This is a genomic window from Allobosea sp. P1_A7 (assembly GCF_056406775.1).
This window is the reverse complement of sequence record NZ_JBFTZN010000134.1, coordinates 1-14688: the sequence shown is the minus strand read 5'-3', so window position 1 is coordinate 14688 and position 14688 is coordinate 1. Positions and strand designations below refer to the sequence as shown.

The following is a 14688-nucleotide window of genomic DNA, read 5'->3' as shown; positions in this document are numbered from 1 at the left end:
CCCCTGCATCGGTCCCTTCCTGGAGTTCCGGGTGGTGAACCAGCTCCAGAGCGTCGACAATCCGAGCAAGCTCTACAATGCCAGCAACCCGCTCGACGCCGATCGCAGCGCCAATTTCGCCGATCCCGACTGGCGTACGGGCACGAAGACGCTGACCACCCAGATCCCGATCGTCGCACCGGTCCGTGAGCGGGTGATCGAGTTCGGACGATCCGGCACCGGCGATTCACGGGGCGCCGACGGCCAGTGCATCCCTGAATGCGGCGACATCGCGAGCTTCCCCTGGACGATCAAGATTAATGGCGAGAACGCGCATTCGCTCAACGCCAACCGGATTTCGATGCTGATCCCGAAGCCGGGCGAGGTCGAGCATTGGACGCTGATCAATGGCGGTGGCGGCTGGGATCATCCCATCCACCTGCATTTCGAGGAGGGCGTCACCATCGATCGCGGCGGTGCGCCGATCCCGGCAACGGAGCGGCTGGCGCGCAAGGATGTCTGGCGGCTGCGGCCTTCCGGCCGGGTCAAGTTCCAGGTGCGCTTCGGCGAGTTCGGCGGCGCCTATGTCAGCCACTGCCACAACACGGCGCATGAGGACTTCGCGATGCTGCTGCGCTACCAGATCCAGACCGAGCAGCCGGGCGACCCGAACTTCCGCGGCCAGCCGCAATACCAGCTGACGATGACGCCGATCCCGACGCCGAACGGCGTGGTCTGGAAGCAGCCCGAGGTCTTGCCGGAGGGCGATCCGCGCAGCACGCGCTTCGCCAGCGCTGGCTGAGGGCTCCGGGCATCGGCCCGAAAAGTGGATCGCGGTTTTCGGGACAGCCGATGCCAACACGAAGGCATCGGCCCGAAAAGTGGATCGCGGTTTTCGGGAGAGCCGATGCCAACACGAAGGCATCGGCCCGAAAAGTGGATTGCGGTTTTCGGGCCGATCCAAAGACAGCCATGGCAGCCGTCGCCCTTGGTGACGGCTGCTGTTTCAGGGATTGCGCCCTAGCGCTTGAGCGGTGTCTCAGCGATCACGCGCAACCCCGCGGAATATTTGTTGAAAAGCCTCTCGCGGTCATAGACCTTGTTCATCCGTTCTTCCGCCAGGTTGTCGCGGATATCCGCCTCCTTGACGAAGCGCGCCAGCGGATGGGCTGCGGCGCGCCGGATATAGTCCACATATTCCTCGCCGTCGCGACGGGTCAGGGCTTCGAGCGCAGACAGGATCTCCTGGGAGAAGCCCTCGCGGTGAAGGTCGTGGAAGGTCCATTTGGAATCCTGCACGACATCGTGCAGAGCCGCGATGATCGCCGATTCCTCATTCCCGCCTGTCAGGAAGCGCACCATCAGCCGCATCGGGTGCGCGATATAGGGTGCGCCGGTCTTGTCGAGCTGGCCGGCGTGAGCCTCAGCCGCAATGCCGATCGCGCGTTCAAGGGTAGCCATCGTTCACTCTCCTCCGATGCCACAGCTTAGGCCGTAAGGTGCCCGGCAAGAAGGTGGAACGTGATCGGCGCCTGGGCGGTCACCAAGAGGCCCGTCTCAGCCCAGCGTCCAGCCACGCGCCGTGGGCCAGAGACATCGAACCCTGCATTCCATCGAGCAGAAGCCGAAAAATCCCGTGTTCCTACGACAGGGCGGTCGATTGGCAGCGCCCCAAGGTCGCGAACCTCTTCGCCAAACTCAAAGACCGGAGACGCACCGCCATAGATTACGACTGATACGCCCCCACTTTCTTCTCGGCCATCTATCTCACTGCGACCGTCATCGTCTGGCTCCGATCATCGAATTCTGAGTCTAGTCGTACGACAAACGATGCAAGACTAAGTGCCGGATTGCGCAAGTGCCGATCTCGGGCGATCGTTTGATCCAGCCCGAATGATCAGGCTGCGGGGGGATTGAGCAGGGAGATCGCGTTATGAGCGTGGCTGCGCAAACACCGGGGGCGGCTGACGCGCCCCGACCGATGTCCAAGGAAGAACGCAAGGTCATCATCGCCTCGTCGGCTGGCACGGTCTTCGAGTGGTACGATTTCTACCTCACAATCCCGCTCGCCGCGAATATCGCCGCCAGTTTCGTGCCCGGTGACAACGATACGGCGAAATTCATCTTCGTACTCTTCAGTTTTGCAGCCGGTTTCGCCGTGCGTCCGTTCGGCGCGCTCGTGTTCGGCCGAGTCGGCGACTTGATCGGCCGCAAATACACCTTCCTCGTCACCATGACGATCATGGGCCTCGCGACCTTCCTCGTCGGCGTCCTGCCTGGCTATGCCACGATCGGCATCGCGGCCCCGATCGCCTTCATCATCTGTCGCCTGCTGCAGGGACTGGCGCTCGGCGGCGAGTATGGCGGCGCCGCGACCTATGTCGCCGAACACGCCCCGCAGGGCCGTCGCGGTTTTTACACGAGCTGGATTCAGATCACTGCAACCTTCGGCCTCTTCCTGGCGCTGGCGGTCATCCTGGGGCTGCGCTTCAGCATGTCGACCGAATCTTTCAACGCTTGGGGATGGCGTGTGCCGTTCCTGCTTTCGATCATCCTGCTCGGCTTCTCCATCTGGATCCGGTTGCAGCTCGCTGAATCGCCGGCTTTCCAACGCATGAAGGAAGAAGGCAGCCAGTCAAAGGCCCCGCTCACCGAGGCGTTCGGCACCTGGTCCAACGCCAGAATCGCGATCATCGCGCTCCTCGGCGGTACGGCGGGCCAGGCCGTCGTCTGGTATGCTGGGCAATTTTATGCGCTCATCTTCCTGACGCAGACGCTGAAGGTCGACGCGACCACGACCTACCTGATCCTGGCCTTGGCGCTTTTGCTCGGCACACCCTTCTTCGTCTTCTTCGGCAGCCTATCGGACAAGATCGGCCGCAAGCCGGTCCTGCTGGCTGGATTGCTGGTCGCGGCGCTGAGCTATTTCCCGCTCTTCACCAAGATCGCTACCGTCGCCAATCCGAAGCTGGTGACCGCGACGGAGAGTGTGAAGATCGACATCACCGCCGATCCCGCAACCTGCGGCTCGCTGTTCGACCCGGTCGGCGTGCGCGTCTTCACTGCGCCCTGCGACCTCGTCCGGCGCACGCTCGCGTCGACCTCGATGCACTATGATCTGAAGCCCGGCGCGGCCGGCGCACCGGTCGCCGTCAAGGTGAATGGGACCGATGTCGCCAATCCCAGTGAGAAGGCAGGGGCCGCCATCGTCGATGCCGCCTATGCCGCCGGGTACCCCAAGGCCGGCGACGCATCGATCCTGAAGGTTCAGTCCCTGGGAGCCCTGTTCGCGGATAGCCGGGCACTGACCCTGGTCGGCCTGCTGTTCCTCCTCGTTATCTTCGTGACGATGGTCTACGGGCCAATCGCCGCGCTGCTCGTCGAGCTCTTCCCGACACGCATTCGGTATACGGGCATGTCGCTGCCCTACCACATCGGCAATGGCTGGTTCGGCGGCTTCCTGCCCCCCACCGCCTTCGCCATCGTGGTGGCCACCGGCAACATCTTCTCGGGCCTGTGGTATCCGATCATCATCGCGATGATGACATTCATCATCGGCCTGATCTTCCTGCCGGAGACCAAGGATCGCGACATCTACAAGATGTAGCGGCCACCAACTCGGGCTTTGCGCCACGTATGGAAGCCCCGCCTCTCCAGGCGGGGCTTTTCGACGGTCATTGGGCGAACCCGGCTTCACTGACGCCGTGCGAGTGATCTCCAAGCCCGGGCCGGGCGCACGGGCTGCGGCGGATGTCAGGCCCGATCGCCGCTACCATGTCACGCGCAGCCCGACATTGCCGCCGAAGCCCCGGCTGTGGTTCGAATCGGCATTCGTCAGATAGCTCGCCTCGGCGTAGAGGCTGATGGCTTGCGTGACCTGCGCGGTGACGCCGCCGCCGATTTCGAATGCGGTCGCGCCGCGTTGTGTCGTGACGAGGTTGGTGTCGAACAGCGCCTTGTCGTTGCCGCCGAAGCTGCGCCAGAGATTGGCGGTGAGATAGGGTCTGATCTCGGTCGTGCCCCAGAGCAGGCTGCCGCGCAGTCGCGCGCCGATCCTGCCCGTCAGCGCGTCGCTGCTGTCCTGGCTGATCGCGGAAAAAAGATCCCGGGTCTGATCGAACGATGTGCGTTGCCAGATGAGCTGGCCCTGCGGCTCCAGGATAAGGCCGCCGCCAAGCGCGATCGGGTAGCCCGCCTCGACCGAGCCGGTGAAGACCGTGCCATCGGCGTCCGACCGGATGCCGCGGTCGGAACGGGGCGTGCCATTGAGCCAGCTGTTCATCAGGACGGTGTCGAGATACCAGCCGGCCGGTCCGACATGGGTCCAGTAGGCGCCGACGCTGTAGGAATCGAGCCCGAGCTTGCCGGTGGAGGCGCGCAATTGCCCAAGGGCGAAGCCGCGGACATCGCCCTCGGCCCGTCCATAGCCGAAGAAGGCGCCGAAACGGTCGCGATGGCCGCTTGGCCAGTCGACACCGTAGAGATCGAGGCCGGTCTGCAAGCCGATGCTGCTGCCCTTGAACTCCGGACGGACATCGCCCGAGAAGCGCTGCTCGCGATGCTGGCCGAAGACGCGTCCCCAGCCGGCAGAGGCGATGCCGGTTCCCTGCAGCAGGTCCTGGTCGCMCTGGCGCTCGTGGAAGGTGCCGAGCGTGCCGAGCGCCAGCATGCGCGCGGTCGCGGGCGTGATCGCGTTGGTCGCGACTTCCGGACGATAGAGCRCAACCACCGGCCCGTCCGGGCTTGCAATCGTCKGCGCGCCCGGCGACGGCGCCAGGATGGCATTCTCGGCGCCTGCAGCCAGTTGTGGCTGCGGCACCACGGCTGTCGGTGGGGGCAGGGTGGAGCGGAGATACCAGTTCTGCTCGGTGCCGGCCGCGATGCCGCCGCGATAGAGCGCGTATTCGAAGGCGCCGGCCGCGATCGGCCCGGCCTGGCTGAAGGCTCCAGCTGCAGTCGTGCCGCCGTTCAGGGTGTCGACCACCTTGATGCCGCTGCCGAATGTCGGAGCGCCGGTTCCGCCGAGGTTGAGGATCGTGATTCGGGTCTGCCCGCTCGCCGAGCCGCCGGAGATGATCAACTGGTCCGATGGCGAGGCGCTGTCTCTCAGCACCGTCTGCAACCGCATCCGCGCATTCTGGCCGGCATAATTCCCGATGATCGTGAGGCTGTCGCTTGCGGCGGCCGGGCCGTTGGTCAGATCGATCGTGCCGGCATTGGTGACCGTCACTAGCTGGCCCGGCGTGAAGGGCGCGATCGCATGCACTCCATTCCCGGCGAAGACAGTGCTGGTCGCATCGATCGACAGCGTGCCCGTCCCGGTTCCGGCGTCGCCGAGCGTCAGTGTGCTGGCAAAAGTCAGCTGCGAGTTGTTGGTGAGCTGATCAAACGCGCGACGCCGGTGGCGCTCGTATTGTTCCAGGTCAGCCGATCGATGCCGGGGCCGCCATCGATGATGGCCGTCGGGACGATATTCGCAGCCGTCAGGCCGGTGAAGACGGCCACGTCGTTGCCCGCGCCGAGCCGGAAGCCGGTTTCGAGCACGCCGCCGCCGGTCCAGTTCACCGTGTCGGCTCCGGTGCCGCTGAGCAGGAAACCGCCGACGCTGCCCCCGGAGATGGTGAAGACGTTGTCGCCATTGCCGAAATTGACGAAGCCGCCGATGCGCCCGCCGGACAGGTTGAGCGTGTCGTTGTTCTGGGCCGCCAGAACGTTGGTGACGATCAGCCCGCCAGACATGGTCAGCACATTGTTGGCGAGCGTCATGTCGATCGAGCCGATCTGGCCGCCGGTGACCGTGACGAAGTCGCCTTCGTTCAGCCCACCGGTGATGACGCCGYCGGACACCGTCGCGAAATCGAGTTCGCCGCCCTGGTTGACGTTGCCGTTGATCGTGCCGCCGGTCATCACGAAGCGGTCGACGCCATCGCCGAGGCCGCTGCCCTGGTCGACGGTGCCGTTCACCAGGCCGCCGCGCATGATGAAGGTATCGGCTCCGTTGCCCTGGCTGACATTGCCATTGATGGTGCCGGAATTGTCGATGATGAGCGGCGCGTTCCCCGTGCTGACGATATCGCCGTTGATCGTGCCCGTGGCGAGGTTGTTGACGGTATTGAGCCCGTTGCCGGCAAAGGTGATTGCGGGGCCGGTTCCGCCATTGATCTGCGCGGCCGCGCCGCCGACGCCATTATTGATGGCGATGGTCTGGGCCGCGCTGGAGGCGCCGGTGCCGGCCGCGATGCCGTTGGTCGATCCGCGAACGAGGCCGCTATTGTCGAACACCAGCGCGCGCGCCGACGCGCCGGCGGCAAAACCCTGGTTCACGCCGATGCCTGCGCCGCCTCCCGTCGCAGTCCCGGCAATCGTCGCACCAGCGGCATTGGCGATCTGGATGGTCGAGCCCGCGCGGAAGCTCCGGGTTCCTTCCGTTGAAGATGTCTGCTCTGACCCATTCCGGGCACAACCGAAGGGCCCCCGACTGCCGCCGCCGGTCGCAGACCTGTTCACCGAGCAGAAGCACACGCCAGAACCGGTCCGTGGCAACGCCGGCGATCATGAACGACAGGACCGCCAGCATCCGGTGCCCCTCGGCGAGCGGCGAGGCCCATGGCGCGCCCGTGAGCCAGACGAGGCCGGCAAAGCTGGCGCTGAAGCTCGCGACGAAAAACAGTGCGTAGAGCAGCAGGGACCTAAGAACGCTCTTGAAGGTCACGCGCCCTCAAGTCCCGGCCATTATGTCCCCGATCGATTCGTGCAGTTCATGAAGGCCATATGCGCGGGCGTGCGCCGGGGCGCTGCGTTCCATTTGATCTTGCCCGGGCGATGCGGATCGGCAGTTATCGAGCCACCATTGTTGAGAGCACAGTTGCAGGCGAGCATATTCTTCATGCCCCTGCATTCCGGCCTCGTCCCGCCTGACTGCGCCGACGCAGTCGAGGCCAACCCCAGCATGCCCAAGAGCACGCTGCTCACGACGATAGTCATCTTCACGGCAATCTCCCCACAGCCTGACGCAGCGTTTCACGCCGTCTTTCAGGAGTCCACGGGGCAGCACGACCTTGCTCTGCCCTCGGCAGGTCCAGAGGCTCCGGGAAGGCGTTGCCTGCGTCGGTCGCCCAAGGATCGTCGACGGGCTTGATCGCGTCCGTCCCGGCGGATACGGCAACGCGTCCGGTCGGGAAGGGCAGTCGAGCCCTCCGCGGCAGCGCGGCCCCGCACTTCGCTGTGGAATGAATGATGAGCTTCACGATCCTGGCTTTCGGCGACAGCCTCACCTGGGGCTCGGACCACCTGCACGGCGGCCGCCATGCGTTCGAGGACCGATGGCCGAATGTGCTCGCGGCCGGGCTAGGGTCCGCGGCAACCGTCGTGACTGAGGGGCTGGGCGGACGAACCAGCTGTTTCGACGATCACATGTCGCCGTCTGACCGAAATGGCGCGCGGATCCTGCCGACGCTGCTCGGCAGCCATTATCCGCTCGATCTGCTCATCATCATGCTGGGCGCCAATGATCTCAAGCCGCATATCTGCGGGCGGGCCGCGGGGGCTGCCGCGGGAATCGACCGGCTCATCGAGATCGCACAGAGCTTTCCCTATGGCTGGGGCGCCGCAGCGCCCAAGATCCTGGTGGTGTCGCCGCCGATCTTCGCTGCCTCGCGCGCACCGGAYGGGTTGCCCGTCGGCGGGCGCGATATCGCGGAATCCCGGCGCCTGGCACCGGAATATGACGCCGTTGCCCGACGCCGCGGCTGCAGCTTCTTCGACGCCGCCTCGGTTGCCAAGGCTTCGGTCATCGACGGCGTGCACCTGGACGCAGAGAACACCCGCAATATCGGCCAGGCGCTTGTGCCGGTCGTCGTTGCGATGATCTGACCCTCCGTGGGTGCCGCGGCTTTCCCGGAAGCCGCGACCCGGTCCTCGGGGCGGCTCTTTAGGCTCGCATCCGGCATCGGTTGACCGCGCCATGCCGCCCTCTGACGAAATGGTTCTCGTGCCGCACTGACGGCCGCGCCTCATTCCCAGGAGCTGGCCGAACAGGCTGCAGGCCTGACTTCCTGGGTTCTGCTAACTTCTTCCGGACAAAAAACACTTACTGCGGGGCGGGCAGGATCATACTCCCGGTGATCTCCAGATGGCGCCTCATCAGTACGGCGGCCAGTTCCGCATCTCCTGCCTCCAGCCGCGTCAGGATCTCCATGTGCTCGCTGTGGTTGGCCCGCACGCGATCAAAGCCGTGCTTCCAGTTATAGATCGAGAAACGCCGCAGCCGGTTCTGGCGCCGCATGGCCTCGAGGAAGAAGCGGTTGCCGGAGGCCTCGGCCAGGCCCTCGTGAAATGCCGCGTTCATCTCGAAGAAGGCGACGCTGGAGGATTCGCTCCAGGGCAGGGACAGGCTTTCATCGTGCTGGCGCCGCATCTCTTCGGCAAAGCCGGGCAGGAGCGCAAATCCAGGCTCGAGAAGCGCGGCCGGCTCGATGATCAGCCTGAACCGGTAGCTCTCCCGGCGTAGTTCTGCGCTCCAGCGCGTCAGGAACCGCCAGCCATAGCCCGGTTTGCGCTCCACCATCTTCAGATCGGCAAGCAGGTCGAGCGCCCTGCGGACCGTGGGGCGCACGGCATCGTAGCGCTGCATCAGCTCCGTTTCCGAGATGTCGTCACCAAGCCTGCCATTGTCCCGGTCGGTGGCGATGCGCACCAGCAGGTCGTCATCGCCGGAGCGTTCGCCGGGTGCGGTCGCTTCCGCCGGCAGGGCGGCAAGCAGCTCGACGCCGCGCTGCGGCCGCCGGATGACGAGCCCGCGCGTGGCCAGCAGATCAAGCGCGGCGCGCACCGGCGAGCGGGAGACGTTCAGGCGCTCGGCCAGGGTCTTCTCGTTCAGGCGGTCGCCCGGAGCGACGCCGTCGGCGCGGGCGAGATCCATGATGCGCCCGGCGAGCTCTTCCTGGAGGCGCGTGGGCTGGCGGCTGGTTTCATTGTCCATAATGGTCATTGTATCACAAAAAACATTCTGATACGTCTCGTCAAGGCTGCGGCGGGCCCGGGCAGCCCTTGAAGGGGAGAGCTTAGCAACAATGCCGTTTTCCTCGCACTGCTCGCCCCATGAAATCGCCAGCCCGTCGCGGCAGCGCGGCCGCCCATGCGGCGGGGGCACGCCGGATCGCAGCGGGCAGGGCGCTGGCCACCCGGCGATCCGGATGCCAGCCATTGGCGTCGCAGGGCGCCTGATCCGCGCGCTGAGCATTCTGGCCAGGCCGCGCATCGCGGACTGTTCGCCGGAAACGAGGATCGAAGTGCCGCGCGCAACCGTCGGATTCCCGAGTGAGACGGCACGATCGGCGGCCTTGAATCGATCATGCCCATGGGCCGCGGAGCGATGGCCCCGTGGAGCTGAAGCCAACTCAAGAAACGAGGGGATCAAGATGAGACTGCCCACGCTGCTGGTACTGTCCTCCGGCCTCCTGGCCGGCATCGCGAATGCCCAGGAGGCGCAGCCGCTCCGCCTTCGCCTCAACGCCGATATCCGTTCGCTCGATCCGGGCGTCAATCGCGATGCCAATACCGACGCGGTCCAGAACCATCTCTTCGAAGGGCTGGTCGCCTTCAGGGAGGATGCGAGCGTCGGTCCGCTCCTGGCGAAATCGATCAGCGTCTCCGAGGACGGCAGGACCTATACCTTCGTGCTGCGGGACGATCTCCACTTCAGCAATGGCGAGCCGGTCGGCAGCGACGACGTGCTGTTCGCCTGGAAGCGCTACACCGATCCCGCCACCGGCTGGCGCTGCCTCTCCGAGGTCGATGGGCGCGGCGCCGTGAAGGTGACGGATGTCGTCGCCAAGGACGCCAGAACCGTCACATTCACGCTTGCAAAACCCTCCGCGCTCTTCCTCGGGACCCTGGCCCGTCCCGATTGCGGCGGCACCGGCATCTACCACAGGAGCTCGCTCGGCCCCGATGGCAAATGGCTTGCGCCTGTCACGACGGCACCCTTCAAGCTCGGCGAATGGCGGCGCGGCCAGTTCATCGATCTGGTCCGCAACGACAGATATTCCGCCTTGCCGGGGGCGCGGGACGGCCTCACCGGCAACAAGTCCACCACGCTCCAAAAGCTGCGCTTCGCCATCATCCCGGATGAGTCGACGGCGAAGGCAGCCCTGCTGGCGGGCAATATCGACGTCAATTTCGATGTCCAGAACGCCGATCTGGCCGAGTACAAGGCCAATAAGGACGTCACCCTGGACTCGGCATCGGTGATGAATGTCAACGACATCCTGATCCAGACCAAGGATCCGCTGCTGTCCGATGTCCGCATCCGACGCGCCTTGCAGCTCGCCCTCGACCTGCCCGTCCTGGTCGACCAGGTCAGCGAGGGAACGGCCAAGCCCAACAACTCACCGATCCCGCCGGCCAGCGCCTATCACCGGAAGCTCCAAGCGCAGCCGATCGCGCGCGATCTCGCCACCGCCAGGAAACTTCTGGCGGAGGCGGGCTACAAGGGGCAGCCGATCAGGATGATCACCAACAAGCGCTACCAGAGCATGTTCGACCAGGCGGTGATCGCGCAGGCCATGGCCAGGGAGGCCGGAATCACGATCGATCTCGACGTGCTGGAATGGGGCGCGCAGCAGGACCGCTATCTCGCGGGGTCCTATCAATTGATGTCGCACGGCTTTTCCGCGCGGCTCGACCCGTCGCTGTCCTTCGAGATGTTCACCGGTTCCAAGGCGGAGCAGCCCCGCAAGGCCTGGGACAACCCCGAGGCGCAAAAGCTCCTTGCTCAAAGCATGGAGGTCGCCGACCCGGCGCAGCGTCAGGCGATCATCGACAGGCTCGAGGTGATGTTTCGCGAGGATGTTCCGATGATCGTGCTCTACTCGGAGGTCCGGACCAGCGCTGCCCGCTCCTATGTCTCCGGGTACAGGAGCTGGGCCATGGGGCAACCGCGAGCCTGGGGTGTCTCCATCGCCAGGTAGCCCATGCCGGGCACCGCCATGATGGCCGAAAGGCCGGCGCCGGTGCCGAAGCTCATCCCCAAACTCTCTCGTCAGGCGCGGATGCCGGGCGCACCGCCCCTGACGCTCTTTCCGCTGAACAGGATTGGACCATGACTTTGACACGACTGCCGCGGGCGACGCCTTCATCGCGCGATGTCGACGCTGCCGGGATCACGCGCTTTCTCGACGCTGTGCAGCTCGCCGGCCTCGAACTGCACAGCTTCATGGTCTTCAAGGACGATGCCGTCGTTGCCGAGGCTTTCTGGAAGCCGTTCGGTCCCGACCGCCCGCATATGCAGCATTCCGCCACGAAGAGCTGGACGGCCGTCGCGGTCGGCTTCGTCCATGCCGATGGGCTGCTCGACCTCGACGACAAGGTCGTCGATTTCTTCCCCGAGCATCTGCCGGCCGAAATCAGCCCGAACCTCGCAGCGATGACGGTCAAGGACCTGCTGACCATGCGCACGGGCCACCGCACCGGCCTCTCCGGCGGCGAATGGCGCTACCTCACCGGAAGCTGGATCGAGGCGTTTCTGAACGAGCCGGTCGTCGAACGCCCCGGCACGCGCTTCGTCTACAGCAGCGGCTCCAGCTACATGCTGTCGGCCATCGTCACGAAGCTGACCGGGCAGACCGTCAGCGACTATCTGGAACCGCGGCTGTTTCGCCCGCTCGGCATGGGGGAGATCAGCTGGGATGTCTCGCCGCAAGGCATCAGCACCGGCGGGAACGGGCTGAGCTGCTCCGCCGAGGACATGATGAAGTTCTCCGTCCTGCATCTCCAGGACGGCATGTGGAACGGCCAGCAGGTGATCCCGGCCGATTGGGTCCGGGCGACACGGCACAATCATGTCGGCGAATTCGAGATGATGTCGTTCGACGGCAAGCGCTATCGCCCGGCCGATCCCGCTGGCGTGCCCGATATCCGCCCGGGCTATGGCTACCAGTGGTGGATGACGCCCCATGGCGGCACCCGCGCCGCCGGCGTCTTCGGGCAATATTACATCCTGTTGCCCGAGCAACGCGCCGCGATCACGATCACCGCGGCCCTTCCGCTGAGCGAGAAGCGGCTTCTGAGCACGGTCTGGGCGGAGCTGTTCCCGGCCCTGACGCAGCCGGGCTCCGCGGCAGCCGACGCGGCCCTTTCGTCACTCCTGGCGACGCTGGCGATGCCGGTCGAGGCGGGAGCGCTGCAGAGCCCTCGCGCGTCCGAGATCAGCGGCCGCACCATTCGCTTCGCGCCGAATGCCAACCACGTATCGGAAGCGTCGCTGAGCTTCGCGGCAGGGCACTGCGAATTCCGTCTCGTCGACCACCGCGGCACGCACAAGATCACGCTCGGCCTCGGGCATGGCATCGAAGGCCAGACGACGATGAGCGGGCAGGACCTGCATCACGCCTACCAGCCGGACCTCATGCGGGTGATCGCAAGCGGCGTCTGGCGCGACGAGGCGACCTTCGTCATGACGTGGCGCTATGTCGAGACCGTGTTCTGCGACACCGTCATCCTCCGCATCGAGGGCGACACGGTCGAGCTCGACCGCAGCGTCAACGTCAATGCCGGCCTGACGAAGCACCCGACGTTGAACGGTGCGCTGTCGCGGGCAGCAGCCTGAGACGAGCCCCCGGGGGCACCACCCGGGGGCGGATCGCGCGGCGATGAACACAACCCCACAGGTTCACGATGAAAATCCTCGTTCTTCCCGGTGACGGCATCGGACCCGAGATCACCACCGCCACCCTTGCGGTACTCGACGTTGCCGATGCGGCGCTGGCGCTCGGGCTCGATATCGAGACCCGCGAGATCGGCCTCGCCAGCCTGAGGGCGCAGGGCACGACCTTGCCGCAGGACGTCATGACCCGGATTCCCGAGGTCGACGGTGTCATCCTCGGCCCGGTTTCGCATTACGAATATCCGGCCCGCGACAAGGGCGGCATCAATCCGTCCGCCGAGCTGCGCGTCGTCTTCGAGCTCTTCGCCAATCTGCGCCCCTGCCGGTCGCGCGCGGGCCTGAGTATCCTGCGCAAGCCGATGGACCTGGTCATCGTGCGCGAGAACACCGAGGGATTTTACTCCGACCGCAACATGTTCGCCGGCGGCGGCGAGTTCATGCCCGATCCCGACATGGCGTTGTCCATCCGCAAGATCACGGCGAGATCCTCGGCCCGCATCGCGCGCGCCGCCTTCGAGTTGGCGCGTGGCCGCCGCCGCAAGGTCACCGCCGTCCACAAGGCCAATGTGGTCAAGCTGTCGGATGGCCTGTTCCTGCGCGAGGTCCGCAAGGTCGCGGAGGATTTTCCGGATGTGGAGCTGGAGGAACTGATCGTCGACGCGACGGCCGCGTTGCTCATCCGCTCGCCGGATCGCTTCGACGTGATCGTGACGACCAACATGTTCGGAGACATCCTCTCCGACGAGGCGTCCGAGATGTCCGGCAGCCTCGGTCTCGGCGGCTCGATCAATACCGGCCATGACATCTGCGTCGCGCAGGCCCAGCACGGATCCGCGCCCGATATCGCAGGCCAGAACCTGGCGAACCCGACCTCCCTCATTCTCTCGGCTGCGATGCTGCTGGACTGGCGAGGCCGGCGCGACGCCAATGCCAGGCTGATCGCGGCCGCGGGCGCGATCGAACGCGCCGTTGATGTCGTCCTCGACGATCCAGCGACGCGCACCCGCGATATCGGCGGCACATTGGGCACGGATGCCTTCGCGGAGGCTGTGACCGCGGAATTGCGCCGGCAACTTTCGGGACGTGTCGCGGCCTGAAGCCGAACGCCGCTTGGATCGGGCCCGTCCGATCCTGAACCCAATTCATCAGGTGAGATCGCATGTCGACTAATCCGGATACGGCTCGCGCCAGGCCCGCCGTTCTTCGTCCGTCCGAGATCCCGGCGCGCCAGCGCGGCGGTGGGGCCAAGACGATCCCGCTCGTCACGCGTCGCACGGGCTCGACCAGCTTCATCAATGGCATCACCATCTTCGAGCCGGGGGCTGCGATCCCGCTGCACAGCCACAATTGCGAAGAGAGCGTCATGTTGCTGGAAGGCGAGGCCATCGCCGAAATCGACGGTGTCGAGTACCCGATCACGGCAGGCGACATCACCTTCATCCCCGCCAATATGCCGCATCGGTTTCGCAACGTCTCGGCGACCGAGGGCATGAAGATCCTCTGGATCTATGCCTCGATCGACGCCACGCGAACGCTGGTCGAGACAGGCGATACGCGCTCGATCGACGATGAGCACCTGGCGCCCGTGGCAACCTGAGCAGGGAGCGTACCCAGCCGGCTGAAGGTGATCGGGACTGAGCCCTGAACCGAAGGGAGGGGGGCTGCCCCGGTCTTGGCAGAGGTTCCTGGAGGGCAATCGCTTATGTTGCGGCGATTGGAGATGCGGCACAATCTTCGCGCAGATGTGTCCCGCAAACAACGGAGGCTCAACTTTACGTTTGCCAGGTGTCGCGTGGTCTAGCGTCCCAGACTGAACTCTGTTCCACTGGCTGCAGGCGGTCTGGACTTCAGACGGAGCATCTCATGTCTGCACGGCGGGATGGCTGCGGGCGATTGGCACTGAGGTTCGCGCTCGCCATCTCAATCGGCTTGGCGAGTTCTTTCGCGGTCGCGCAGGAGGAACCTGGGAAAAGCACGGCCGATCTGGCCAAGGCGGCGCAGAACCCCGTTGCCGACATGATCAGCCTGCCCTTCCAGAACAACTT

General features: G+C 65.3%; 12 protein-coding genes and 1 pseudogene. 8 read left to right on the top strand and 5 right to left on the bottom strand.

Going from position 1 to position 14688, the window contains the following annotated elements; genetic code table 11:
* The coding region (locus tag AC1D34_RS21930) for a multicopper oxidase domain-containing protein (protein ID WP_476825308.1) at positions 1–781 on the top strand (781 nt) is incomplete at its 5' end.
* Between the two features lie 218 nt (positions 782–999).
* On the opposite strand, the gene AC1D34_RS21925 is transcribed toward AC1D34_RS21930, so the two are convergent.
* On the bottom strand, positions 1000–1440 hold the full coding sequence (locus tag AC1D34_RS21925; protein ID WP_476825307.1) for an HD domain-containing protein: 441 nt from the start codon (positions 1438–1440) through the stop codon (positions 1000–1002).
* A gap of 472 nt (positions 1441–1912) precedes the next feature.
* Here AC1D34_RS21925 and AC1D34_RS21920 point away from each other — a divergent pair, with 472 nt between their 5' ends.
* On the top strand, positions 1913–3586 hold the full coding sequence (locus AC1D34_RS21920) for an MFS transporter (protein WP_476825306.1): 1674 nt from the start codon (positions 1913–1915) through the stop codon (positions 3584–3586).
* A gap of 162 nt (positions 3587–3748) precedes the next feature.
* Here AC1D34_RS21920 and AC1D34_RS21915 read toward each other — a convergent pair whose 3' ends face one another.
* The 3 genes from AC1D34_RS21915 to AC1D34_RS21905 form a co-directional block, all read right to left on the bottom strand.
* Positions 3749–5245: an autotransporter family protein gene (locus AC1D34_RS21915; protein WP_476825305.1), complete on the bottom strand. Its 1497-nt coding sequence runs from the start codon at positions 5243–5245 to the stop codon at positions 3749–3751.
* 92 nt (positions 5246–5337) lie between these two features.
* Entirely contained in the window at positions 5338–6303 is a 966-nt protein-coding gene (locus tag AC1D34_RS21910; protein ID WP_476825304.1) for a hypothetical protein, read from the bottom strand.
* Positions 6248–6691: a hypothetical protein gene (locus AC1D34_RS21905; protein ID WP_476825303.1), complete on the bottom strand. Its 444-nt coding sequence runs from the start codon at positions 6689–6691 to the stop codon at positions 6248–6250. Before AC1D34_RS21905 ends, AC1D34_RS21910 begins: the two co-directional genes overlap by 56 nt.
* Positions 6692–7215: 524 nt before the next feature.
* On the opposite strand from AC1D34_RS21905, the gene AC1D34_RS21900 reads away from it, so the two are divergent.
* Entirely contained in the window at positions 7216–7851 is a 636-nt protein-coding gene (locus AC1D34_RS21900) for an SGNH/GDSL hydrolase family protein (RefSeq protein ID WP_441506814.1), read from the top strand.
* A gap of 217 nt (positions 7852–8068) precedes the next feature.
* Here AC1D34_RS21900 and AC1D34_RS21895 read toward each other — a convergent pair whose 3' ends face one another.
* Positions 8069–8968, bottom strand: a complete 900-nt coding sequence (locus AC1D34_RS21895; RefSeq protein WP_476776877.1) for a GntR family transcriptional regulator — start codon at positions 8966–8968, stop codon at positions 8069–8071.
* 430 nt (positions 8969–9398) lie between these two features.
* Between AC1D34_RS21895 and AC1D34_RS21890 the strand changes: the two genes are divergently transcribed.
* From AC1D34_RS21890 to AC1D34_RS21870, 5 genes and pseudogenes are all read left to right on the top strand, one after another.
* On the top strand, positions 9399–10949 hold the full coding sequence (locus tag AC1D34_RS21890; protein WP_476825302.1) for an ABC transporter substrate-binding protein: 1551 nt from the start codon (positions 9399–9401) through the stop codon (positions 10947–10949).
* A gap of 131 nt (positions 10950–11080) precedes the next feature.
* Positions 11081–12586 (top strand): serine hydrolase domain-containing protein, encoded by a 1506-nt coding sequence (locus AC1D34_RS21885; protein ID WP_476825301.1) that lies wholly within the window; start codon positions 11081–11083, stop codon positions 12584–12586.
* Positions 12587–12654: 68 nt separating this feature from the next.
* Positions 12655–13740 carry an isocitrate/isopropylmalate dehydrogenase family protein gene (locus tag AC1D34_RS21880; protein WP_476825300.1) on the top strand — a complete coding sequence of 362 codons (1086 nt, stop codon included), beginning with the start codon at positions 12655–12657 and terminating at the stop codon, positions 13738–13740.
* A 62-nt stretch (positions 13741–13802) separates the two neighbouring features.
* On the top strand, positions 13803–14240 hold the full coding sequence (locus AC1D34_RS21875; RefSeq protein WP_476825299.1) for a cupin domain-containing protein: 438 nt from the start codon (positions 13803–13805) through the stop codon (positions 14238–14240).
* A gap of 266 nt (positions 14241–14506) precedes the next feature.
* A pseudogene (locus AC1D34_RS21870) lies at positions 14507–14688 on the top strand (hypothetical protein); the annotation flags it as partial.

Excerpts from the sequence above, each read along its gene's own strand:
- AC1D34_RS21925 (WP_476825307.1), bottom strand. The coding sequence starts at position 1,440 with ATGGCTACCCTTGAACGCGCGATCGGCATTGCGGCTGAGGCTCACGCC.
- AC1D34_RS21895 (WP_476776877.1), bottom strand. The coding sequence starts at position 8,968 with ATGACCATTATGGACAATGAAACCAGCCGCCAGCCCACGCGCCTCCAG.
- AC1D34_RS21890 (WP_476825302.1), top strand. The coding sequence starts at position 9,399 with ATGAGACTGCCCACGCTGCTGGTACTGTCCTCCGGCCTCCTGGCCGGC.
- AC1D34_RS21920 (WP_476825306.1), top strand. The coding sequence starts at position 1,913 with ATGAGCGTGGCTGCGCAAACACCGGGGGCGGCTGACGCGCCCCGACCG.
- AC1D34_RS21880 (WP_476825300.1), top strand. The coding sequence starts at position 12,655 with ATGAAAATCCTCGTTCTTCCCGGTGACGGCATCGGACCCGAGATCACC.
- AC1D34_RS21875 (WP_476825299.1), top strand. The coding sequence starts at position 13,803 with ATGTCGACTAATCCGGATACGGCTCGCGCCAGGCCCGCCGTTCTTCGT.
- AC1D34_RS21885 (WP_476825301.1), top strand. The coding sequence starts at position 11,081 with ATGACTTTGACACGACTGCCGCGGGCGACGCCTTCATCGCGCGATGTC.